Below are 23,319 nucleotides of genomic sequence, written 5' to 3'. Positions count from 1 at the left end.
ACTAAATCCTCTATCCACCAATGACTTACCTCTCAGTCATTGGTGCTAAAACAAAGCGACAAGGATAACGAGGAAAGGAAGCAAACCAATGGGCAAAACACTATACGAAAAAGTCTACGACGCACACGTTGCCGTCGCAGCAGAAGGGGAAAACCCAATCTTGTACATCGACCGTCATTTGGTACACGAAGTGACGTCTCCGCAGGCATTTGACGGATTGCGTGAAAAAGGTCGTAAAGTGCGTCAGGTCAGCAAAACTTTTGCGACTATGGACCACAACGTTTCCACGACGACAAAAGACATCAATGCTTCCGGCGAGATGGCCCGTATCCAGATGGAAACGCTATCGAAAAACTGTGAAGAATTTGGCGTTACGCTTTACGACATTAACCACAAATACCAAGGCATTGTGCATGTAATGGGACCAGAACTTGGCATTACGCTACCGGGTATGACCATTGTTTGTGGTGACTCACATACCGCAACTCACGGTGCATTTGGTTCACTTGCATTTGGTATCGGTACTTCAGAAGTGGAGCACGTGCTAGCAACTCAAACGCTAAAACAAGCACGTGCAAAAACGATGAAAATCGAAGTGAAAGGCAAAGTAGCTCCGGGCATCACTGCTAAAGACATCGTACTTGCCATTATTGGTGAGACCACAGCTGCTGGCGGTACAGGTTATGTCGTCGAGTTCTGTGGAGAAGCCATCACTGATCTTTCCATGGAAGGTCGTATGACGGTATGTAACATGGCGATTGAGCTAGGCGCAAAAGCAGGCTTGATTGCACCAGATGAAACCACATTCGATTACATTAAAGGTCGTAAGTTCTCGCCACAGGGTGCTGAATTTGATGCGGCAGTGGAATACTGGAAAACCTTAAAAACGGATGATGATGCTCAGTTTGATGCCGTAGTAACGCTGAACGGTGCAGACATCAAGCCACAAGTCACCTGGGGCACAAACCCAGGTCAAGTAATCGCTGTAGACCAGCCCATCCCAACACCAGAGAGCTTTGCAGATCCAGTAGAAAAAGCCTCTGCTGAAAAAGCGTTGGCTTACATGGGACTTGAAGCTGGTAAGTCGTTATCAGATTACAACGTCGATAAAGTCTTTGTTGGTTCTTGTACTAACTCACGAATCGAAGACATGCGTGCAGCAGCAGAAGTAGCGAAAGGTCGTAAAGTCGCAGGGCATGTTCAAGCTCTTATCGTTCCGGGCTCAGAACAAGTAAAAGCCCAAGCTGAAGCGGAAGGCTTGGACGTTATCTTTAAAGAGGCAGGATTTGAATGGCGTCTACCGGGTTGCTCAATGTGTCTGGCCATGAACAACGACCGCTTGGGTCCCCATGAGCGTTGTGCGTCAACATCAAACCGTAACTTTGAAGGTCGCCAAGGTCGTGATGGTCGCACCCACTTGGTTAGCCCTGCTATGGCAGCGGCAGCGGCAATCGCTGGTCACTTTGTTGATATTCGCGAATTGACTTCTTTTGAGAACCAGGACTAGGAGAGAACAGATGTCAGGTTTTAAACAACACACAGGCTTAGTTGTTCCTCTAGATGCAGCGAACGTAGATACCGATGCCATTATTCCTAAGCAGTTCCTACAAAAGGTATCTCGTCTAGGTTTTGGTAAACACTTGTTCCATGACTGGCGTTTCTTAGATGATGCTGGCGAACAGCCAAATCCAGAGTTCGTGATGAACGCTCCGCGCTACCAAGGCGCTTCTATCTTGCTAGCACGAGAAAACTTCGGTTGTGGTTCTTCTCGTGAGCACGCCCCTTGGGCATTAGCCGATTACGGCATCAAAGCGATGATTGCACCTAGCTTTGCCGATATTTTTTACGGCAACTCCATCAACAACCAGATGGTACCTGTTCGCCTTACAGAACAAGAAGTGGATGAAATATTCCAATTTGTTGAGGCTAACGAAGACGCTGAAGTGGAAGTGGACTTAGAAGCTAATGTCGTTCGTGCTAACGGCAAAGAATATGGTTTTGAAATCGACACCTTCCGTCGTCATTGCTTACTGAACGGTTTAGACAATATCGGTCTGACCCTTCAACACGAAGATAAGATTGCTGAATACGAAGCGAAAATTCCAAGCTTCTTAAGCTAATTCAAATCGAGATTGAAACAAATACAAGGTTGGCTTATGCCAGCCTTTTTTCTTTTATTTTCATTACCTCAGAAAGAAACTACTTCTTCTACAGGTCTACACTATCAACAAGGTTTAACCCAAAGGTTCAATTATGAAGCGTCTATTATTGATATTGTGTGCCCTCGTCTCTTTCTCCGCTTTTTCTGCGCCGAAATCCGATTTGTGGCCGTATTGGAAGCAATCGAATCAAGCCAACAAAACACAAATTTCTCACCAAGAATGGCAACAACTATTAGACCGCTATTTGGTTGAGCAGGATGAAAACACGTTATTTCGCTATAACCAAGTTTCAGCAACGGATAAAGCGAAGTTAAAACAGTACATCCAACGCTTAGCCAAACTCGATCCCCTACAATACAATCAAGCAGAGCAATACGCGTATTGGGTTAACCTTTATAACGCCATCACCGTTGACCTAATTTTGGATAACTACCCTGTTAACTCCATTACGAAACTAGGCGGGCTATTTAGCTTTGGACCTTGGGGAGACGAAGTTGTGGTGGTGAATGGTAAAGATTTGACTTTAAACGACATTGAACATCGTATTTTGCGTCCAATTTGGCAAGATCCGAGAACACACTATGCAGTGAATTGTGCAAGCTTGGGATGTCCAAATTTACAAACTCAAGCTTTCACCGCTGAAAACACGCAGGCGCTACTCGACTCTGCAGCCAAAACATTTATTAACAGTAGTAAAGGTGTATCAATTAAAGGTAATTCAGCGCAGCTTTCTTCCATTTATGACTGGTTTGCTGAAGATTTTGGCGGTGAGGAACAAGTATTTAATCACATTGCTCAATATGCACCGCAATACCAAGGCTTTTCTGGAAAAGTAAAATACGAATACGATTGGAATCTAAATCAAGCCAATTAATGGGGACTGGTAGGTCTATGCGCTTTTGGATCATGCTAACCCGAAAGCTCGAAAGCATCACCAAACCAAAGACCAGACAGAAACTAAAAAAGGGCACTAGGTGCCCTTTTTATTGAGATTTGATAAGAATACGCGCTTATTTAAAGCCCTTCACCTTTTTGATCAGATCGTACGCGTTTTGAATTTCCTGCGACTTTTCTTTCGCAACGTTCATCATCTCTGGTGGTAGACCTTTTGCCATCAATTTATCTGGGTGATGCTCGTTCATCAATTTACGGTAAGCACGCTTAACGGTTTTACCGTCTGCATCTGAAGACACATCCAGAATTTTATAGGCATCGGCCAACTGGTCTGCTTGTGACGCTTGCTGCCACCCTGCACCTGAAGATTGATACTGACCTTGCTGCTGACCATGGAAGCCACCTTGGCTTTGGAAACGGAAAGCCGCTTCTTGCATATTGAGACGTCGCTCTAGCTGTTCGGAAGAGAAACCAAGACCACGAGCAATTTTATGTAGAACACTGCGCTCACTCGGATGAATAGAACCATCGGCAAATGCGGCAGAAATTTGTAACTCTAAAAAGAATTGCAGCAAATCAAAGCGACCGGCTGAAGAAATCTTCACTCGGACCAATACTTCTTCCAGTGGAAAGTCGCTCTCTTTACCTTCTCTGAATGCATCTTGGGCAGCACGGCGTTGCTCACCATGAAGGCTCATGCGGTCCATCATCGTTGAAGCAAGTTGAATCTCTTCTTTCGTTACCTGCCCTTTGGCTTTAGCCACATGTCCCATTACTGCGAATGCTGCTTTAAAAAATTCTTCCTGACGTTGAGCTTGGCTTGGACCTTTACCAAAACCGCCAGTAGAAAACCCCGCTTGACTCAAACGACGTGCTTTATCGAATTGGTGACCGATAAATAGACCAAACAATAAACCGAATGGACCTCCGAGTAACAAGCCAAAAAAGGCACCCAATATTTTGCCAAAAATATGCATTATGTGTTCTCTATCAATGAATTTTTATCGACGACGGCGGTCTTATAGTGCCGGACGCAACGATTTCCTTTATGATAATGGAATTAGTTTTTTTACGGTCAGGCTATTTCGCCTGCTTATCTTTGCAGCTATTTTATATCGGCATTATGCCACAGCGAGTCCATGCTCTGGGATAATTGCAAACTATAGTTGATTCATTTGGCTATAAAGCTAGGGTACAACAAGCCCTATAGCCATCGAGTAGTAGTGACACAGGAAAGTTCAATTCAATGCAACATTTCTCCCGCACATTTTTAGCGGCCTCTATCAGCACCGCCTTGTTTGTACCCACCACTCAAGCTGAAGCGAATATCAATGATAGTGTGCAGGAAATGCCCATCACAGATCAATGTTTGGTCGAGACAAGTGGTGAGGAGGACGCGCTAAATTCCCCAGTCGTAGTACAAGCTGATAGTCTTCAGGCGATCAATGGCGACAAAGCCCAATACTCCGGCAACGTAGAAGTGACGCAAGGACCAAAGAAGATTACTGCGGATAGCGTGACACTTCATCAGCAAGACAATGTAGTGGTAGCGGAAGGTAACGTAACCTTCAATGACGGTAAGGTGAAGGCGCGCTCTGATCGTGTCACCAACGACATCAACCGAGATACCTTCTCGCTAGAAAATACCGACTACCAATTCCTTTGCCAGCAAGGTCGAGGTACCGCAGCGTATATCGCACGTACGGGTCAATCCGTTTATGAGCTGGAAGACGGCTCTATCACATCATGCCCTCAAGGCGATAACTCTTGGCGATTAGTCGCATCAGGTATTGATGTCGACCAAGATGAAGAAACCGCTACACTGCACCACCCTCGTTTTGAAGTATTGGACGTTCCCGTTTTTTACGTACCGTACTTAACAATGCCAATTGGTGATACGCGTAAGACAGGCTTCCTATTCCCTTCTCTGTCGTATGGCTCCAACGATGGTATGGAAGTTGAGATTCCATTCTATTGGAACATCGCGCCTGAGTACGACATGACGATCACTCCGTTATACATGCAGAAGCGTGGTAACAAGCTCGACGCTGATTTTCGTTACCTAACCGATGGTTGGGGACAAGGTGAAATCAAAGGCGAGTACATGAACAGCGACAAGAAGTACAACGACGAGTCGCGTTGGGGTTACCAGTTCAAACATGAAGGCATCATCAACAAACAATGGTTAGTCAACTTAGACTACTCCAAAGTCAGCGATATTGATTACTTCCGAGATCTCAGCTCTGATATTGGTAACCGAGAAGATGGTCAGTTGCTTCAAGAAGGTGAAGTACAATACCGTTCGAATTTCTGGGATGCATCACTGCGAGTTCGTGATTTCCAAATCCTACTTCAAGACGAGAACCAACCATACCGTCTGCTGCCTCAGTTGGATTTGAACTACTACACACCACTCATGGGCAATTACGTTAACTTTGACGTGAAGAGCCAAATCAGCCGCTTTGATACTGATGATACAGCTAAGCCCGATGCAACTCGTGTTCACGTAGAGCCAGGTCTTACTATCCCGCTTTCGAACTCATGGGCGACATGGACTACAGAAGCTCGTGTCCTATCGACATACTACTCTCAAGACTTAACAGGGCTAACAGATACTAATTTACGAAACCAGCTTGATGAAAACGTATCACGCGTCATCCCAGAGTTCCGTACGCATGCGCGTATGTATCTAGAGCGTGACACTAGCTGGATTGACGGCTACACACAAACGCTAGAGCCTCAGTTGCAGTACTTGTATGTCCCTGAAGAAGATCAGACGAACATCTACAACTACGATACCACCTTGCTGCAAACTGACTACTATGGTCTATTCCGCAGCCGTAAATACAGTGGCATTGATAAGATCGCATCAGCAAACCAGTTGAGTTACGGTGCAAGTACTCGATTCTTTGATGATGACTATAAAGAGCGCCTCAATATCTCGTTTGGTCAGATCTACTACTTCGATAAGAAAACCAAGATCAGTAACAGTCCTAGCGTGCCAGATGAGACCTCAAACTACTCATCTTGGGCAATTGAAACAGACTTCAACTACAACGATTACCTGTTCTACCACGGCGGTATTCAATACGACATTGATTTGAGCGCAATGCAGCTTGCTAACAGCACGCTGGAATACCAATTCAATGGTGGCTTTGTTCAAGGTAACTACCGTTACGTCACTCGAGAATACATCGAAGATACGATCATTCTCGAAAACCTAGATACGATCACTCGTAAGGGGATTTCACAAGCGGGTATTGTAGCGGCTTACGAGTTCAACCCAAGCTGGTCTGCAAGTGGTCAGTACTACTATGACCTGAATGAAAACATTGATATGGAATGGTTGGCGAGCGTGCGTTACCAATCTGACTGTTGGTACTTTGGTTTGACATATTCCAACCAACTGCTTGGCTGGGATGAAAAAGCCATCGGCAGTGCTGGCGCATCACCAAAATACGAAAACAACATCAGCGTGAACTTTGGTATTCAAGGTTTTGCAACCAACCAACGAGCTGATACTGCGGCGAAAGAGCTTGATGGCTCAGACAACGCAATCAAATACGGTCGTCCATTCTATTTGAACAATTAATCAAATTAGGCGTCTTAAACAATAGCAAGACGCTTAATCTATATTACTGACGGAATTTTTAATGAAAATTTGGAAATCACTCTTATTCACCGCGCTACTTTCTTGTGGTGTAACCGCTGCGCCAGTAGAGCTTGATAAGGTTGCGGTTATCGTTAACGACGGCGTAATTCTTCAAAGTGACATCGATACTGCGATGAAGACGCTTCAGGCAAATGCTCGTCAAAATGGCAAGAGCCTACCTTCAGCAAGTGTGCTGAAAGACCAAGTGGTAGAAAAACTGATCATCGACACACTACAAGGACAGGAAGCTGATCGTATTGGCGTCCGTATCGATGACAACCGTCTAAACCAAGCAATTGCGGAAATTGCTCGTAATAACAAGCAGACCGTAGAGCAACTTGCAGCATCTGTTCAAGCTGAAGGTCTAAGCTACCCAGAGTTTCGTGAACAGATCCGTAAAGAAATTGCGGCTTCTGAAGCTCGCAATGCGCTAGTGCGTCGTCGTATCAATATTCTTCCTGCTGAAGTAGATAGCCTTGCCGACCAACTGGCAAAAGAAACCAATGCAACCGTTCAGTACAAAATTGGTCATATTCAACTTCGCTTCTCTGATGATAAAGACAAGTCAGAAGTAGAAGCCGAAGCAAAAGCCTTGGTTAAGAAACTAAAAGACGGTGCTGACTTCTCGGAAATGGCATACACCTATTCAAAAGGTCCAAAAGCCCTACAAGGTGGTGATTGGGGTTGGATGCGTAAAGAAGAAATGCCGACCATCTTTGCAGACCAGATCAAGATGCAAAACAAAGGTAGCATCATTGGTCCATTCCGCAGCGGCGTAGGCTTCCACATTCTAAAAATTGAAGATGTAAAAGGTCTTGAAACCGTAGCAGTAACAGAAGTAAATGCTCGCCATATCCTAATCAAACCGACGGTAATCCTAAGTGATGATGGTGCGAAGAAAGAGCTAAACGACTTTATTCGTCGTATCAAGGCAGGCGAAGCGACCTTTGCTCAGTTGGCGACACAATACAGCCAAGACCCTGGTTCAGCAGCGCAAAATGGTGAGCTAGGTTACCAAACTCCTGACCTATACGTGCCAGAATTTAAACACCAAGTAGAAACACTACCGATCGGCTCAATCAGTGAACCATTTAAAACGGTACACGGTTGGCACATTGTTGAAGTTCTAGACCGTCGCCAGGTAGACCGCACGGATTCAGCGATGAAGAACAAAGCATACCGAATTCTATTTAACCGTAAGTTTAATGAAGAAGCTGGCGCATGGATGCAAGAGCTACGCGCAAGCGCATTCGTTGAAATCGTGGATGATAATGATGGCAACTAATTCGATTCGCAGAATCGTCGTAACCGCAGGGGAACCTGCAGGTATCGGTCCCGATTTGGTGCTCGCCTTGTCTAAGGAAGACTGGGCACACCAAATCGTCGTCTGCGCAGACAAAAACATGCTGTTGGAACGTGCCGCACTACTCGGCATTGATGTTCAACTGACTGATTACAATCCAGAAGAAGCACCCAAAGCCCAAAAAGCGGGTACCTTGATCGTTGACCATATCGAAATGGCAGAAAATGTCATCGCTGGTCAACTCAATGAAGCTAACGGTCACTACGTATTAAAAACACTAGAAAGAGCCGCTTTGGGCTGTATGAATGATGAATTTGATGCTATTGTCACCGGCCCTGTACATAAGGGGGTGATCAATCGCTCAGGCGTTGCTTTCAGTGGTCATACTGAATTCTTCGCCGAGAAGTCCAACACACCGTTGGTCGTGATGATGCTGGCAACTGAAGGACTGAGAGTAGCACTTGTCACTACGCACATTCCTTTAGCTTACGTATCAAAAGCCGTCACGGAAGAGCGATTAGAAAAAATCATCGATATTCTTCATAAAGATCTTGTAGAAAAATTTGCCATCTCGCAGCCAAACATCTATGTTTGCGGGTTAAATCCACATGCGGGAGAAGATGGCTGTTTGGGTCGCGAAGAGATCGAGACCATCACTCCGACATTGGAAAAGATTCGACAAGAAAAAGGAATCAATCTGATCGGTCCATTACCGGCAGATACCATTTTCAATGAAAAGTATTTAAACGATGCTGATGCTGTTTTAGGCATGTACCACGACCAAGTGTTGCCAGTATTAAAGTACAAAGGCTTTGGTCGTTCAGTAAACATTACTCTTGGTCTACCTTTTATTAGAACCTCGGTGGATCACGGTACTGCATTAGAACTGGCAGGGACAGGTCAAGCGGATACAGGGAGCTTCCGAACAGCGCTCACGCATGCGATAGAATTGGTAGAGAAGAAACAATGAGAAATGATGTCCATTTAGGACACAAAGCGCGTAAACGTTTTGGTCAAAACTTCCTGAACGATCCGTACATTATTGACGGTATCGTATCAGCAATTAACCCAAGACCAGGTCAAAACCTGGTTGAGATCGGCCCGGGTCTAGGTGCAATCACCGAACCTGTTGGTCGCGAAGTCGACAAGTTCACGGTGATCGAATTGGACCGTGACCTAGCAGAACGTCTACGCAACCATCCTGAATTGGCAGATAAGCTTACTATCCATGAAGGCGACGCGATGCGTTTCGACTTCACTCAACTGGTGAAGCCAAACAACAAGCTGCGTATCTTTGGTAACTTGCCATACAACATCTCTACACCATTGATGTTCCACCTATTTGAATTCCATAAAGACATTCAAGATATGCACTTTATGCTTCAAAAAGAAGTAGTAAACCGCTTGGCAGCAGGTCCGGGTAGCAAGGCTTATGGTCGTCTAACGGTCATGGCGCAGTACTACTGTAAAGTAGTACCAGTGCTAGAAGTGCCACCAACCGCTTTTGTTCCGCCACCGAAAGTAGACTCAGCTGTTGTTCGTCTAGTACCTTACGAAGAACTTCCATGCCCAGCTAAAGATCTACGTTTGCTGGAGCGAGTATGTCGTGAAGGCTTTAACCAACGCCGTAAAACAGTACGTAACTGTTATAAATCTCTGCTCAGTACAGAGGTGTTGGAAGAGCTTGGTATCAACCCAGGCATGCGTCCAGAAAACTTGACGCTACAACAATTCGTCGCCATGGCGAACTGGCTCGCGGATAACCCGCAGCACTAAGAACTCAAACGATAAGCCAAACCCTTGCCGGTTTGGCTTATTATTATTGGGATATTACGTTTCTGAGGAGTGCACATGGACGTCATTCAACCTTGCATTAAGATTCAAGTTCATACCAAATACATCGAAGAACAGTCCAATCCAGAGCTACAACGCTATGTGTTCGCTTACGTCATCACAATAAAAAACCTCAGCCAACAAACGGTACAATTAGTCAGTCGTCGCTGGTTGATTACCGACTCCAACGGTAAACAAATGACGGTAGAGGGAGAAGGTGTCGTTGGTCAACAACCCTTTATCGCAGGTAATGACGAGTATACTTACAGCAGTGGCACTGCGTTAGAAACACCAGTTGGTGTCATGCAGGGACACTACATGTTACTGGATGAAAAAGGACAGGAATTCATCACTGAGATTGATCCATTCCGCTTGGCTGTTCCTAACGTCTTAAATTAATCAGGAGACTCTGTGGCTAACTACATTGTTGGTGACATCCAAGGCTGTTTTGACGAGCTTCAACAGCTATTAGAGCAAGTTAATTTTTCTGTAGAACATGACCAACTTTGGTTAGCTGGCGACCTTGTCGCTCGAGGTCCTAAATCATTAGAAACACTGCGCTTTGTTCGTTCTCTTGGTGACAGTGCTAAAGTCGTGCTCGGTAATCATGACCTGCACCTTATGGCGGTCTCGCAAGGACTCAAAAAGGTCAAAGATAAAGACAAAACCGCACCCATATTCTCTGCCCCAGACAAAGACGAATTACTGACTTGGCTCGCTCAACAACCACTACTTGCAGAACACGATGAGTTTGTAATGTGCCATGCCGGTATCTCCCCGCTATGGGATCTTGAAACCGCCAGAGCCTGTGCCCGTGAAGTGGAAGCGATCATTCGAAGTGAACAATTACCTTGGCTGCTAGAAAACATGTACAGCAACCAACCTGATCTTTGGGATGAATCCCTATCGGGACTTGATCGCTATCGCTATACCATCAATGCCTTTACCCGTATGCGTTTCTGCTTTCCTGACGGGCGACTGGATATGGATTGTAAATTGCCACCGCAAGAAGTATCAGAGGATGAACTGGTGCCGTGGTTTAAGTTACCGCAAAGAATCCCTCTAGAAAAAGCGGTACTTTTTGGGCATTGGGCGGCACTGCAAGGTCATATCGATGAAAGCATTATTGGACTTGATACGGGCTGCGTTTGGGGGGGCTCACTAACTATGATTCGTTGGGAAGACAAACAAGTCTTCATTCAAGAAGCTCTCAGTTAACGGCTCTGATTGCCGGACTAAAAAACAAAAAGCACCGCGTTTGCGGTGCTTTTCTCATTCTATCCGATTACTTTTCAAGGACAGTAAAACGCATGTTGTAAGCGTTTTTCTCATCTGCTTGGTATGCCTCAGAGTACGTTTCTTTAAACTCAATACCCCAATCAGGGAACTGAGTATCGCCCTCAATTTCAGCTTCGATATGAGTCACATACAACTTGGTTGCCATTGGCAGACAAGCTGCGTAAATCGCACCACCACCAATGATCATCACCTCTTCCACCTCACCCGCAACGTCTAACGCTTGCTCAATCGATGTGACAGTTGTTACACCTTCAATACAAAGTGACTCATCACGACTGATGACAATGTTCAAACGACCAGGTAGAGGACGCCCGATCGATTCATAGGTCTTACGTCCCATCACAACAGGCTTGCCCATAGTGCAGCGCTTAAACCATGCAAAATCTGCAGGAAGATGCCAAGGCATCTGGTTGTCTTTACCGATGATTCGATTGTCTGCCATCGCGGCAATCATGCTGATGATCATATTGGGTCCTTATACTATGGGTCTGCGGCGATAGAATAACAGCCCCGGAACCGCCAAGCCAACCGCTAAGCCTGCAATAATAAACATCGCCTTAAGAAAGTTTTCCATGCACGTCGCAATGAGTTCAGGCGAATAACCTAAGTGGTTTATCTCAACCATGGCTATCATGGCTTTATAAGCGAATACCCCTGGAACCATAGGGATTAAAGCAGCCACAGTGAATACTTTTGGATGAGCCAGAAAGCGATGAGACCAGTGAACACCTATCAAGCCCACTAAAGTCGCCGCGAAAAAGGTCGCCCATTCAATTGGCAAGCCAAAGTGCATCATTAGATAACGGCTACCATGACCGATCGCACCACCTGCCGCACAGTACTTAAGTGCCTTTTGTGGCACGTTAAAGACCATAGCAAAACCAACCGCAGGAATAGCGGCAAAGAACATGTCGTTTAAAAGCCCTAAAATAAGCTCAAATACACTCATTAGCTCATCCATCCCCAAATACCGGTTACTTCCATTGCAGCAACAATACCAAGACAAGTAGCTAGAGTGAGCAAACTCGCCATAGTGAAACGTGCAATGCCCATATTGATATGACCTTTCAACATATCGGCAACCGAGTTAATCAATGGAAAGCCTGGAACCAACATTAATACGGAAGATGCCATGGCAACAGTCGGCAAGTTACCAATTTCGAAGATAACCGCTTGAGCTGAAATCAACGTCGTAACAAAGGCCGTAACAGCAAAATTGAGAAGGGGATTAAAGTGTCGATGACCAATTTCTTGTCGCACGATCATACCGCCAGCAGAAGCAAGAAAAGTCATGACAAACACCCCTAAATCACCTCCAGCCAAATGACTGAATGCCGCACAGGAAAGCCCTATCATAAATACAACTAACCAACGGTTATAGCGCTCAGGACTGATACTATTGAGCTTCTTCTGCGCCATTTTCACATCAAGTAAGCCACGCTCCATCATGATACAAATGCGTTGGATCTGAGTTATCACGCGCATATTAATGCCACGATCCGCACAGCTTCTTGTGGTGGTGATGCAGTGATCGTCCTTTACAGTCGTCACCACTAAAGCATTGGCTGATAATGCCACCGCAACGTCACTCACACCGCATGCAATGCCAATGCGCTGCATAATGTCACTAACCAGCGTACTTTCTGCCCCATGGGCTAATAACATTTGCCCTGCTTGGGCAACAAGCCGAGAGATGGCTCTTTGATTGGATGCCGTCGTAGTACAAGACGGTATAGCTTCCAGTGTCATAAATACTTCCTAAGTCCATTTATACCCAAGTAACCTCAAGACGTTTGGTTCAGCAAGAATGTCTTGGGTTGTAGACGCACAGCGATTTAAGGATTTAGTGAACCTAAATTAAAAATCGACAACAAAGTGCACAAGCCAAGACAACTCGCCCTTTGTAAGCGTGTCATCGACTCGCTCTGACTCCTTCGCCTTGAAGTCACTTGGGTATAATTTATTATTGTGCCGTAAATCACATCTACTAAACATGATTTAGATACAAAAAAAGCCGCAATACACATTGCGGCTTAGTGAATTAGCTAGCGATTAGTCGCGGACGTAAACAACGTGACCGTCGTCTTCTTCATCGTCCCAGTCATCCCAATCGTCGTCGTCTTCAGTAACAACGTCTTTACCAGCGATCGCGTCTTTATGGTAGTCATCCCACATGAAGTTAACTTTATCTTCTTCAGCAACTTCTTCCTCTTCGCGAGGTAGGTTTTCCATAAAGTCAGCTAACTTGTAGCAAAGCTCTTTTGTGCCGTTACGGTTGATCGCCGAGATCTTAAAGTACTCGTCTTCCCAACCTAGCGCATCCAAGATCTCTTGGATCTTTTCATTCGCTTCTTCTTCAGGCATCAGATCCGTTTTGTTGAAAACTAACCAACGAGGTTTGCCTGCTAGTTTTTCACTGTACTGCTCTAACTCATCAATGATAGTTAGAGCATTTTGGATTGGATCTGACTGATCGATTGGCATGATATCGATCATGTGCAGCAGCACACGACAACGTTCTAGGTGCTTAAGGAAGCGAATGCCTAGACCAGCACCGTCAGCTGCGCCTTCAATTAGGCCTGGAATGTCTGCAACAACAAAGCTTTTCTCAGGTACGACACTCACTACACCCAAGCTTGGGATTAACGTAGTAAATGGGTAATCAGCTACTTTTGGTTTTGCTGCTGATACTGCGCGGATAAAGGTTGATTTACCTGCATTAGGCAGACCAAGCATACCAACATCAGCCAATAGCAATAGCTCTAAACGGATCTCACGGATTTCACCTTTAGTACCCAGCGTTCTCTGACGAGGTGCGCGGTTTACTGAAGATTTGAAACGCGTGTTACCAAGACCGTGCCAGCCGCCTTTAGCGACCATCACTTTCTTACCGTGTTCTGCTACTTCGGCAACGATTTCGTTAGTGTGGATATCAACTGCGCGAGTACCTACTGGCACGCGAAGTGTGATGTCTTTACCACGTTTACCAGTACAGTTACCACCGCGACCGTTTTCACCGCGTTCTGCTTCGTAAAAGCGTTGGAAACGGTAATCGATCAGGGTATTTAGGTTTTCATCGGCTTGGATGTATACATCACCACCATCACCACCGTCGCCACCATCAGGGCCACCTTTAGTGATGAATTTTTCACGCCAGAAACTTACAACGCCGCTACCGCCGTCACCAGCCTGAACTTTTACTACCGCTTCATCTACGAACTTCATCTTTTACTCCGACTACTTCGTGCGTGGATTAAATCTGATTTGCCATCAAACAATTTTAGCAGATGACAGATCTAAGCTCCCAGATTCCAACCGTGATGGGCTAAAACGAGAAACTTGAATATGCCGACTGCTACAAATAAAAAACCCCGCCGAATCGGCAGGGCTTTTGAATTCAGCTATAAAGCTTTAGTAATTAACCAAAAAGGTAAAATTACTCAGCTTCGATGCTTACAAACTTACGGTTCTTAGGACCTTTAACCTCGAACTTCACCTTACCTTCAGTAAGAGCGAATAGAGTGTGGTCTTTACCGATACCTACGTTGTTACCAGCGTGGAACTTAGTACCACGTTGACGAACGATAATGTTACCTGCAAGAACAGATTCACCACCGAAACGCTTAACACCTAGACGTTTGCTTTCTGAATCGCGGCCGTTACGAGTAGAACCACCAGCTTTTTTGTGTGCCATTGTTAAACTCTCCTAATAGATTAAGCGTTGATACCAGTGATCTTCACTTCAGTGAACCACTGACGGTGACCCTGTTGCTTACGAGAGTGCTTACGACGACGGAACTTAACGATTTTAACTTTATCGCCACGACCGTGTTGTACAACTTCAGCAACAACTTTGCCGCCCTCTACAAGAGGAGCACCAACTTTGATGTCTTCGCCGTTAGCAACAAGAAGAACTTTATCAAATTCTACAGTTGCACCAGTTTCAACGTCTAATTTCTCTAAACGAAGAGTTTGACCTTCGCTTACACGGTGTTGTTTACCACCAGATTGGAAAACAGCGTACATATTTTACTCCGCTTTTTCCGCACAGCCTTTTCATGAGGGTGTGCGCTAAACTAATCATCAATAGGGCGCAGATTCTACAGAAGAGATGCCCCTATGACAAGCCATATTTTGAAAAAATTGGCGAAAAGCTAATCGCCAAAGAAAAGTGCGGCAATCATGCCCTTTAGTAATGTATTAATCAACGTTTTTTAGTGTATTATTCGACAATTATATAAATCGAATAAGCCTTGCAGGGTCTAACTTCAGCCGGATATACGATGGATTTTAAAACTATCCAAGCGCTTACTGCCGATGACATGGCAAAAGTGAATGAAACAATTCAAGCCCAACTAAATTCTGATGTCTCTTTAATCAACCAACTCGGTTTCTATATCGTGAGTGGTGGAGGCAAACGCCTGAGACCACTTCTGGCGATATTGTCAGCTCGTGCTCTTGGTTACCAAGGTAACGGTCATACCATGGCTGCGGCGTTTATCGAGTTCATCCATACTGCGACTCTGTTGCACGATGATGTAGTTGATGAATCTGACATGCGCCGTGGTAAAGCGACAGCGAATGCTGCGTTTGGTAATGCCGCGAGCGTGTTAGTTGGGGACTTTATTTATACTCGCTCATTTCAAATGATGACTGAGCTAGGATCAATGAAGATCCTTAAACTGATGAGTGATGCAGTTAATGTGATCGCAGAAGGTGAGGTTCAGCAGTTAATGAACTGTAATGATCCTGACACGACTGAAGAAAGCTATATGCAGGTCATCTACTCAAAAACTGCGCGTCTGTTTGAATCAGCAACGCAGATTGGTGCCATCTTAAATGACGCACCAGAAGAAGTAGAAGTGGCATTGCAAAACTACGGCAAATACCTTGGCACCGCATTCCAACTGATCGATGACGTGATGGACTATACGTCAGACGGTGAGGATATGGGTAAGAATGTTGGTGACGATTTGGCTGAAGGCAAACCAACGCTTCCTCTATTGCATGCGATGCGCAATACCACGCCAGATAACGCAGCGATGATTCGTGAAGCTATCGAGAAAGCTAACGGTATGGATCGACTAGAAGATATCTTAACGGTTATGCAGCAAGCTGGTTCTCTTGAGTACACAACACAAAAAGCGTTAGAAGAAGCCGATAAAGCCATTGCTGAGTTGGCGGTGCTGCCTGAATCCGACTATAAGCAAGCACTAATTACACTCGCTCATATGTCTGTGAAGCGCACTAGCTAACAAAAAAGAAAGACCCAAAAGTAAAAAGGAAGAGCCATGCTCTTCCTTTTTGTTATCTTTTACTGGTAACAGACCCTAGTAATATTGATCGCAGTTACCATGCAACTGTGGGTTGTCTTCTATTTCATCAAAGCTTACCGCAAGCTGCTCTTCTGACCCCTGCTTCGCCAATAGAACGGTTTCAGCTTCTTGATCAACGACCAAGATGGTTCCAACACCTTGCTGACACTCTACAACCATACCTTTACGGATTCGACTCGCTTCCATCATCTTCTCCTTCACAAAGTTGTTTGGTTCTGACTCTGATACGGCAAGCCAAAAGAAAGGATCAAAAAAGCCGATCCTAAGATCGGCTTTCTTTGCTATTTGTCTTGTTTACATGCTTTGTATGTAGAGACGCTTATTTTGCGAATTCAACACCAATGTTGATATCACCATTTAGCGTTTCTAGCATGCCATCAAGTGCCGACTTCTCGTAGTCGCTTAATGCGCCATAGCTTAGAACTGCTTCTACGCCATCTTTACCTAGCTTCACAGGTTGCGCAAAGTAAGGAGCATGCTCGCTATCGCCTTCAACATATGCACACTCGATCACGCCTTCTTCACCTTGAAGAGCACGAACTAGCGCTAGACCAAAGCGACATGCCGCCTGACCCATAGACAGAGTTGCACTACCGCCACCCGCTTTTGCTTCTACAACTTCTGTACCTGCGTTTTGGATACGCTTCGTCAGAGCTTCTACTTCTTCAGCTGTGAACTCAACACCTTCAACTTGAGAAAGTAGAGGAAGAATCGTTACGCCAGAGTGACCACCGATAACAGGCACGCGGATATCACCTGGATCTTTGTCTTTTAGCTCAGCTACGAATGTTTCTGAACGGATAACATCTAGCGTCGTTACACCAAACAGCTTGCGCTTGTCGTAAACGCCTGCTTTTTTCAACACTTCAGCAGCAATTGGCACCGTTGTGTTCACTGGGTTAGTGATGATACCTACACATGCTGTTGGACATACAACGGCAATCTTCTCTGCTAGCGATTTAACGATGCCAGCATTTACGTTAAACAGATCCGCGCGATCCATACCAGGCTTACGAGCCACACCAGCTGAGATTAGCACCACGTCCGCACCTTCAAGTGCAGGCGTTGGATCTTCACCAGCGTAACCTTTGATAGAAACTGGAGTTGGGATATGGCTAAGATCAGCAGCCACACCAGGAGTTACTGGAGCAATATCGTATAGGGCTAAATCAGAACCTGCAGGAAGACGGTTCTTAAGTAGAAGGGCCAGTGCTTGACCGATGCCGCCAGCGGCACCAATAACGGCTACTTTCATGTAGTTCTCCTTGAGAGTATTTCTCTTATAAACGTATTCGTAGGGTATTTTGTAACCAGCTGAAATAAAGCTATCGGAATCACAACTTGATTACAATCAATTAACGCCAGCTTTGCGACCTCGCGCAACTCACTGTTACCGTGCTACAAACAAAGGTCTGATTATTCTTTTATTCTGTTGAAATGACAAGAAATTCAACACAATAAATAGGTCAACAATTTCATACTTAAAGAATCCTATCCTGTTTAGGGTTTACAGTGATGGAATTAACATAATGTCGTGACTTTTTGGCACTGCATGAATATCTATGCGAGAATATGCAAAATTGCTGACCCTTGATAAGAGAATCATAACGACTATGCGCAATTCAGAAAAACAAGATAACTTAGTTCGCGCTTTTAAAGCCTTATTAAAAGAAGAGAGTTTTGGCTCACAGGGCGAAATCGTTGATGCACTAAAACAACAAGGTTTTGAAAGCATCAACCAATCTAAAGTCTCTCGCATGCTAACCAAGTTTGGTGCTGTCCGTACACGCAACGCAAAAATGGAGATGGTTTACTGTCTGCCTGCTGAGCTAGGTGTACCAACAGTGAGCAGCTCTCTACGCGAGTTGGTATTAGATATTGATCATAACGCCGCTTTGGTTGTCATTCATACAGGTCCAGGTGCTGCTCAACTGATCGCACGCTTGCTTGACTCTCTTGGCAAATCTGAGGGTATTCTTGGTGTCGTTGCGGGCGATGACACTATCTTCATTACCCCAACAATGCCAGTATCTACAGAACAACTGTTCAAATCTGTGTGTGAACTTTTCGAATACACAGGCTAAGTAACTGTTTGTGGGCTATGAAATTAATTGAATTTTGTAGCCCATTAAAAATGTAAATTTTTTGATTTTACAGCTTATTTTTCACCCGGCAATTTTGTGATCAACATCACGCTATTGGTTTTTTTAACACCTCTTCTCAAACTCATCATAAGTATTTGTTCTAGAAAGAATTAACTTACAAATTTATCTCCACTCTCAGTCGCAACATTTAGACTTATTCGCTATAACTTTTAACAATCGGATAATTTTCTGCCAATTTTTTGTTATGATTCGCTCGCTTTTTCAAACGATTGGATTGGAAAAGATGCCGTTTCCAAATAGGAAACTCCTGAAGTAATTTATGGTTATTTCCGGGTTAATAATGAATATAAGGAAGGGAAATTCATGGCATTTAACAAACTTCTTAAAGTAGGCGCTATCGCTGCAGCAGTTATGGGCGCAGGCGCAGTTAACGCTCAAGAGTTTATTACTATCGGTACTGGCTCTGTTACAGGTGTTTACTACCCTACTGGTGGTGCTATTTGTAAATTGGTAAACAAAGGTCGTAAAGATCACAACATTCGTTGTTCAGTAGAATCGACTGGCGGCTCAATTTACAACGTCAACACAATCCGTGCTGGCGAGCTAGACTTTGGTATCGTGCAATCGGATTGGCAGTACCACGGCTACAACGGTACGAGCAAGTTTGCTGAACAAGGTCCGTACAAAAAACTACGCGCAATGTTCTCTCTTCACACAGAACCTTTTAACATCATTGCACGTGCAGATTCTGGTATCGAAAACGTTAAAGACCTGAAAGGTAAACGTGTAAACATCGGTAACCCAGGTTCTGGCGACCGCGCAACAATGGGCGTAGTGATGGATGCTATGGGCTGGACTAACGACAGCTTCAAGCTAGCATCAGAGCTTAAAGGCTCAGAGCGTTCACAAGCTCTATGTGACAACAAGATCGACGCGTTCATCTACATGGTTGGTCACCCGAATGGTTCAATCAAAGAAGCAACAACCTCTTGTGACGCGAAACTGATCCCTGCGACAGGCCCAGAGATCGACAAGATCGTTGCTGAAAACCCTTACTACGCGTTTAGCACAGTACCTGCTGGTATGTACCGTGGTACAGACAAAGACGTAAACAGCTTTGGTGTTGCGGCAACAATGGTAACAACATCAGACGTTTCTGATGATGTCGCTTACAACGTGGCAAAAGCGGTGTTTGAAAACTTCGACACATTCAAACGTCTACATCCTGCATTTGCAAACCTGAAGAAAGAAGACATGGTGAAAGCTGGTCTTTCTATCCCTCTTCACCCAGGTGCAGTGAAATACTACAAAGAAGTAGGTCTGCTTAAGTAAGCAACTACTGACTTCAAGCTCAGGCAGAAACGGATCGCTTTCTGTCTGATTGAGTATGCTGGCGGGACAGCCCCATCAGCATACTTTGTTCAATTTGCTTTATGCAATCTGCCGATTTCTTTCGGAAGTCGCGCTCATACCTAAGAAAAAGAAAACGCACCTTTACCACTCTCATCGTTCAATGAGTTTAAGGGTTATCGCGGTTCAATCGAAAGCAAACTTCGCTCTATTCACTACACTGTTATAGCGAAGCGAGGTTCTCGAAACACAAAACAGACAGGACCATCAATAATAAGGAAAAAGTACATGGCGACGAACAACACTCCGTCACAAGATGTGCAAGAGATGGTGGCTCAGGCAGACACAGGTGCGCGTAGCCCAATGGGCTTGCAAGGTCGAATCCTATGGTTCGTACCACTGTGCTGGTCGCTATTTCAATTGTGGTATGCCTCTCCGCTACCATTTATTTTTAATTTTGGCGTACTCAATGACACTGAAGCGCGAGCAATTCATTTAACTTTTGCTACTTTTCTCGCTTTCACTGCTTATCCAGCAATGAAAAACTCTCCGCGTGATCATATCCCTTTGATTGACTGGATATTGGCACTAGCGGGCAGTTTTGCGGCAGCTTACATTTATATTTTCTACACTGAGCTTGCCGGCCGTTCAGGCGCACCAACCACTGTCGATATCGTGGTATCAGTCACTGGTATGGCATTGTTGCTTGAAGCAACACGTCGTGCACTTGGTCCCCCTTTGATGGTAGTTGCAGCCGTATTCCTGACTTACACCTTCGCTGGTCCATACATGCCAGATGTTATTGCTCATAAAGGCGCAAGCTTAAACAAAGCGATGTCGCATCTGTGGTTAACAACAGAGGGTGTATTCGGCGTAGCGCTTGGCGTATCAACGTCTTTCGTATTCTTGTTCGTACTGTTTGGTGCCATGCTAGAGCGCGCAGGTGCTGGTGCTTACTTCATCAAAGTTGCTTTCTCACTGCTTGGTCACATGAAAGGTGGTCCAGCGAAAGCCGCAGTGGTTGCATCAGGTCTATCCGGTCTAGTTTCAGGTTCATCCATCGCTAACGTAGTAACGACAGGTACGTTTACGATTCCATTGATGAAGCGAGTTGGCTTCCCTGGAACAAAAGCGGGTGCTGTTGAAGTTGCAGCCTCTACTAACGGTCAGCTCACACCACCTATCATGGGTGCAGCGGCATTCTTGATGGTAGAGTACGTCGGTATCTCTTACGTTGAAGTCATCAAAGCTGCTCTACTTCCAGCACTGATTTCTTACATCGCCTTGATTTACATTGTTCACCTAGAAGCATGTAAAGCTGGCATGACAGGGCTTCCTCGTCGCCACAACCCAACAATGCTACAAAGCCTATTGTCATTTACTGGCACTATTCTCGGTTTGTGCGTTATCAGTGCCTTGGTTTACTACGGTGTGGGTTGGACTAAAGACGTATTTGGCGATGCTGCTACAACCATCGTAACCATCGCGTTATTAATTGCTTACGTCGGTCTGGTGAAGATTTCAGCCAACCACGCCAAAGATGGTGCAATCGAAATTGATGCGGAACTCACTGAGGTCCCAGATCCAGGTCCAACAATTAAATCTGGCTTACATTTCCTATTGCCTATCGTCGTACTGGTTTGGTGTTTGACCGTTGAACGCTTTTCTCCGGGTCTATCGGCATTCTGGGCAACGGTATTCATGATCTTTATCTTGCTGACGCAACGCCCATTGATCGCATTACTGTCAAAACAAGGTGACTTGGTTGAACAAACTAAAGACGGCTTTGTTGACCTCGCAGAGAGCTTGGTGTCAGGCGCACGTAACATGATCGGTATTGGTGTCGCAACAGCAGCGGCAGGCACTGTAGTTGGTGTGGTCACCCTTACTGGTATTGGCTTGGTGATGACAGACTTCGTCGAGTTCATCTCTGGCGGTAGTGTCATACTCATGCTGCTGTTTACTGCGGTTATCAGTTTGATTCTGGGTATGGGTCTGCCAACAACTGCCAACTACATCGTTGTATCAACACTAATGGCACCGGTTATCGTAACTCTAGGGGCAGCTCATGGCTTGATCATCCCACTGATTGCGGTGCACTTATTCGTGTTCTACTTCGGTATATTGGCTGACGATACCCCTCCAGTAGGTTTGGCTGCATTTGCAGCTGCTGCAATTGCCAAGTCAGATCCGATTCGTACTGGTATTCAAGGCTTTACCTACGATATTCGGACTGCGATCCTGCCATTTATGTTCGTCTTCAACACTCAACTTCTATTGATGGGGATCGACACTTGGTGGCACTTAGCGCTGACCGTAATCTCTTCAATCATTGCCATGTTGATTTTCTCTGCGGCGACGCAAGGTTGGTGGTTCACACGTAACAAATGGTGGGAAACGGTCCTACTATTAGTATTAACGTTCTCTTTCTTCCGCCCTGGTTTCTGGTGGGACATGCTCTACCCAGCGAAAGTTCTTTCCCCTGGTGTTGAGATAGCTCAAATCACAGAAGGGCTAAATGTAGGAGAATCCCTAGAGTTACGTGTCGCTGGTGAAAACTTAGAAGGCGATTACATAGAGAAAACGGTACGTCTTCCGTTCGAAGATAAAGCGGCAACCGCTGAAGAGCGTATTTCTTCAATGGGTCTAATGCTGACCGAGAACGACGGCAAAATGATCGTAGACATGGTTGAATTTGGCAGCCCGGCAGAATCTTCTGGTATCGACTTCGATTGGGAGATCAAATGGGTAGTTCAAGACGCCGATCGACCGATGAAAGAGTGGGTATTTATCCCTTGTTTGATGATTTTGCTGGTACTTGCCCTGAACCAAAAACGTCGTGCTCGTAAGGAACAGTTGAGCGCATAACCGATTTGGCCTCGAGGATACGGGGCCTTAATGAGAGACATTGAATGTACAAACAAATTCTTGTTCCGGTTGATCTAAATGACCAAGGCTTTTCTGACCGCGCCGTTGAATTGGCGGTATGGCAGGCGAAGCAAGCCAATGCTGAAGTGCACCTGCTGACAGTATTGCCAGGCATCCATATGTCAATGGTCGCGAGTTACTTCCCGAAAGATGCCGCTGCAAAAATGAAGCAAGACGTAAAGCAGCAGCTAAAAGCGTTTGCTGATCAGCATATGGACGACGAAGTGATTTACAAAGTGCATGTTGCGGAAGGTAAAGCTTACGCAACCATCTTAGATTACGCAGAACGTTTAGGTGCAGACCTTATCATTATGCCAAGCCACAAACGTTCGAAGATCAACAAAGTGATGCTGGGCTCTGTAGCGAGTAAAGTAGTAGAGAACTCACCAATCAACGTTATGGTGGTGAAGCCTCAAGGCTAACGCGCTCATTCAAACTCAAAATGAAAGAAAAGGTT

General features: G+C 45.2%; 23 protein-coding genes. 14 read left to right on the top strand and 9 right to left on the bottom strand.

The features are described from left to right. Positions 1–88: 88 nt before the first annotated feature. The 3 genes from leuC (at position 89) to NL647_RS15455 (ending at position 3,036) form a co-directional block, all read left to right on the top strand. Positions 89–1,507, top strand: a complete 1,419-nt coding sequence (gene leuC / locus NL647_RS15465) for a 3-isopropylmalate dehydratase large subunit (RefSeq protein ID WP_053049222.1) — start codon at positions 89–91, stop codon at positions 1,505–1,507. A gap of 10 nt (positions 1,508–1,517) precedes the next feature. Then, positions 1,518–2,120, top strand: a complete 603-nt coding sequence (gene leuD / locus NL647_RS15460) for a 3-isopropylmalate dehydratase small subunit (protein ID WP_253650371.1) — start codon at positions 1,518–1,520, stop codon at positions 2,118–2,120. Between the two features lie 133 nt (positions 2,121–2,253). After that, on the top strand, positions 2,254–3,036 hold the full coding sequence (locus NL647_RS15455; RefSeq protein WP_061065568.1) for a DUF547 domain-containing protein: 783 nt from the start codon (positions 2,254–2,256) through the stop codon (positions 3,034–3,036). A 136-nt stretch (positions 3,037–3,172) separates the two neighbouring features. Here NL647_RS15455 and djlA read toward each other — a convergent pair whose 3' ends face one another. Then, positions 3,173–4,033, bottom strand: a complete 861-nt coding sequence (gene djlA / locus NL647_RS15450; protein ID WP_009698850.1) for a co-chaperone DjlA — start codon at positions 4,031–4,033, stop codon at positions 3,173–3,175. Between the two features lie 269 nt (positions 4,034–4,302). Between djlA and lptD the strand changes: the two genes are divergently transcribed. From lptD to apaH, 6 genes are all read left to right on the top strand, one after another. After that, the gene (gene lptD / locus NL647_RS15445) at positions 4,303–6,648 is read left to right on the top strand and encodes an LPS assembly protein LptD (RefSeq protein ID WP_253650370.1); all 2,346 of its coding nucleotides are present in this window, start codon (positions 4,303–4,305) and stop codon (positions 6,646–6,648) included. Positions 6,649–6,709: 61 nt separating this feature from the next. Beyond that, positions 6,710–7,993: a peptidylprolyl isomerase SurA gene (gene surA / locus NL647_RS15440; RefSeq protein WP_005450468.1), complete on the top strand. Its 1,284-nt coding sequence runs from the start codon at positions 6,710–6,712 to the stop codon at positions 7,991–7,993. Beyond that, positions 7,983–8,981: a 4-hydroxythreonine-4-phosphate dehydrogenase PdxA gene (pdxA, locus tag NL647_RS15435; RefSeq protein ID WP_005450469.1), complete on the top strand. Its 999-nt coding sequence runs from the start codon at positions 7,983–7,985 to the stop codon at positions 8,979–8,981. Before surA ends, pdxA begins: the two co-directional genes overlap by 11 nt. Next, positions 8,978–9,787: a 16S rRNA (adenine(1518)-N(6)/adenine(1519)-N(6))-dimethyltransferase RsmA gene (gene rsmA, locus NL647_RS15430; protein WP_005450470.1), complete on the top strand. Its 810-nt coding sequence runs from the start codon at positions 8,978–8,980 to the stop codon at positions 9,785–9,787. Before pdxA ends, rsmA begins: the two co-directional genes overlap by 4 nt. A gap of 75 nt (positions 9,788–9,862) precedes the next feature. Then, positions 9,863–10,243: a Co2+/Mg2+ efflux protein ApaG gene (gene apaG, locus NL647_RS15425; RefSeq protein ID WP_005450471.1), complete on the top strand. Its 381-nt coding sequence runs from the start codon at positions 9,863–9,865 to the stop codon at positions 10,241–10,243. A gap of 12 nt (positions 10,244–10,255) precedes the next feature. Beyond that, entirely contained in the window at positions 10,256–11,062 is an 807-nt protein-coding gene (gene apaH, locus NL647_RS15420; RefSeq protein WP_005450472.1) for a bis(5'-nucleosyl)-tetraphosphatase (symmetrical) ApaH, read from the top strand. 67 nt (positions 11,063–11,129) lie between these two features. On the opposite strand, the gene folA is transcribed toward apaH, so the two are convergent. The 6 genes from folA to rplU form a co-directional block, all read right to left on the bottom strand. Next, positions 11,130–11,609, bottom strand: a complete 480-nt coding sequence (gene folA, locus NL647_RS15415; protein ID WP_005450473.1) for a type 3 dihydrofolate reductase — start codon at positions 11,607–11,609, stop codon at positions 11,130–11,132. A 9-nt stretch (positions 11,610–11,618) separates the two neighbouring features. Then, complete coding sequence (locus NL647_RS15410; protein WP_009698851.1) at positions 11,619–12,092, bottom strand: threonine/serine exporter family protein; 474 nt, start codon at positions 12,090–12,092, stop codon at positions 11,619–11,621. Continuing rightward, the gene (locus NL647_RS15405) at positions 12,092–12,892 is read right to left on the bottom strand and encodes a threonine/serine exporter family protein (protein ID WP_017817252.1); all 801 of its coding nucleotides are present in this window, start codon (positions 12,890–12,892) and stop codon (positions 12,092–12,094) included. The genes NL647_RS15410 and NL647_RS15405 overlap by 1 nt, the downstream gene beginning before the upstream one ends. 303 nt (positions 12,893–13,195) lie before the next feature. Continuing rightward, a complete protein-coding gene (cgtA, locus tag NL647_RS15400) occupies positions 13,196–14,368 on the bottom strand; it encodes an Obg family GTPase CgtA (protein WP_005450476.1) in 1,173 nt (390 codons plus the stop codon). Between the two features lie 211 nt (positions 14,369–14,579). Beyond that, a complete protein-coding gene (gene rpmA / locus NL647_RS15395; protein WP_005383095.1) occupies positions 14,580–14,837 on the bottom strand; it encodes a 50S ribosomal protein L27 in 258 nt (85 codons plus the stop codon). Positions 14,838–14,857: 20 nt separating this feature from the next. Next, complete coding sequence (rplU, locus tag NL647_RS15390; protein WP_000271393.1) at positions 14,858–15,169, bottom strand: 50S ribosomal protein L21; 312 nt, start codon at positions 15,167–15,169, stop codon at positions 14,858–14,860. Positions 15,170–15,426: 257 nt separating this feature from the next. Here rplU and ispB point away from each other — a divergent pair, with 257 nt between their 5' ends. Then, positions 15,427–16,398: an octaprenyl diphosphate synthase gene (ispB, locus tag NL647_RS15385; protein WP_005450493.1), complete on the top strand. Its 972-nt coding sequence runs from the start codon at positions 15,427–15,429 to the stop codon at positions 16,396–16,398. Positions 16,399–16,473: 75 nt separating this feature from the next. Here the strand turns inward: ispB and NL647_RS15380 are convergent, their stop codons facing one another. Continuing rightward, on the bottom strand, positions 16,474–16,665 hold the full coding sequence (locus NL647_RS15380) for a hypothetical protein (protein ID WP_005430528.1): 192 nt from the start codon (positions 16,663–16,665) through the stop codon (positions 16,474–16,476). A 133-nt stretch (positions 16,666–16,798) separates the two neighbouring features. Beyond that, a complete protein-coding gene (mdh, locus tag NL647_RS15375) occupies positions 16,799–17,734 on the bottom strand; it encodes a malate dehydrogenase (protein WP_172580349.1) in 936 nt (311 codons plus the stop codon). A gap of 358 nt (positions 17,735–18,092) precedes the next feature. Between mdh and argR the strand changes: the two genes are divergently transcribed. The 4 genes from argR to NL647_RS15355 all read left to right on the top strand — a co-directional run bounded on the left by argR (position 18,093) and on the right by NL647_RS15355 (position 23,284). Next, on the top strand, positions 18,093–18,563 hold the full coding sequence (gene argR / locus NL647_RS15370) for a transcriptional regulator ArgR (RefSeq protein WP_005430583.1): 471 nt from the start codon (positions 18,093–18,095) through the stop codon (positions 18,561–18,563). 384 nt (positions 18,564–18,947) lie between these two features. Next, positions 18,948–19,916 (top strand): TAXI family TRAP transporter solute-binding subunit, encoded by a 969-nt coding sequence (locus tag NL647_RS15365; protein WP_009698854.1) that lies wholly within the window; start codon positions 18,948–18,950, stop codon positions 19,914–19,916. A 306-nt stretch (positions 19,917–20,222) separates the two neighbouring features. Then, the gene (locus NL647_RS15360) at positions 20,223–22,802 is read left to right on the top strand and encodes a TRAP transporter permease (protein ID WP_005450496.1); all 2,580 of its coding nucleotides are present in this window, start codon (positions 20,223–20,225) and stop codon (positions 22,800–22,802) included. A 44-nt stretch (positions 22,803–22,846) separates the two neighbouring features. After that, complete coding sequence (locus NL647_RS15355; protein WP_005450497.1) at positions 22,847–23,284, top strand: universal stress protein; 438 nt, start codon at positions 22,847–22,849, stop codon at positions 23,282–23,284. Positions 23,285–23,319 lie beyond the last annotated feature (35 nt).

Source organism: Vibrio sp. Y29_XK_CS5, from assembly GCF_024181835.1.
Taxonomy (GTDB): Bacteria; Pseudomonadota; Gammaproteobacteria; order Enterobacterales; family Vibrionaceae; genus Vibrio; species Vibrio harveyi.
Note: the sequence above shows the minus strand (reverse complement) of the source record. Positions and strands in the feature narration are given on the sequence as shown.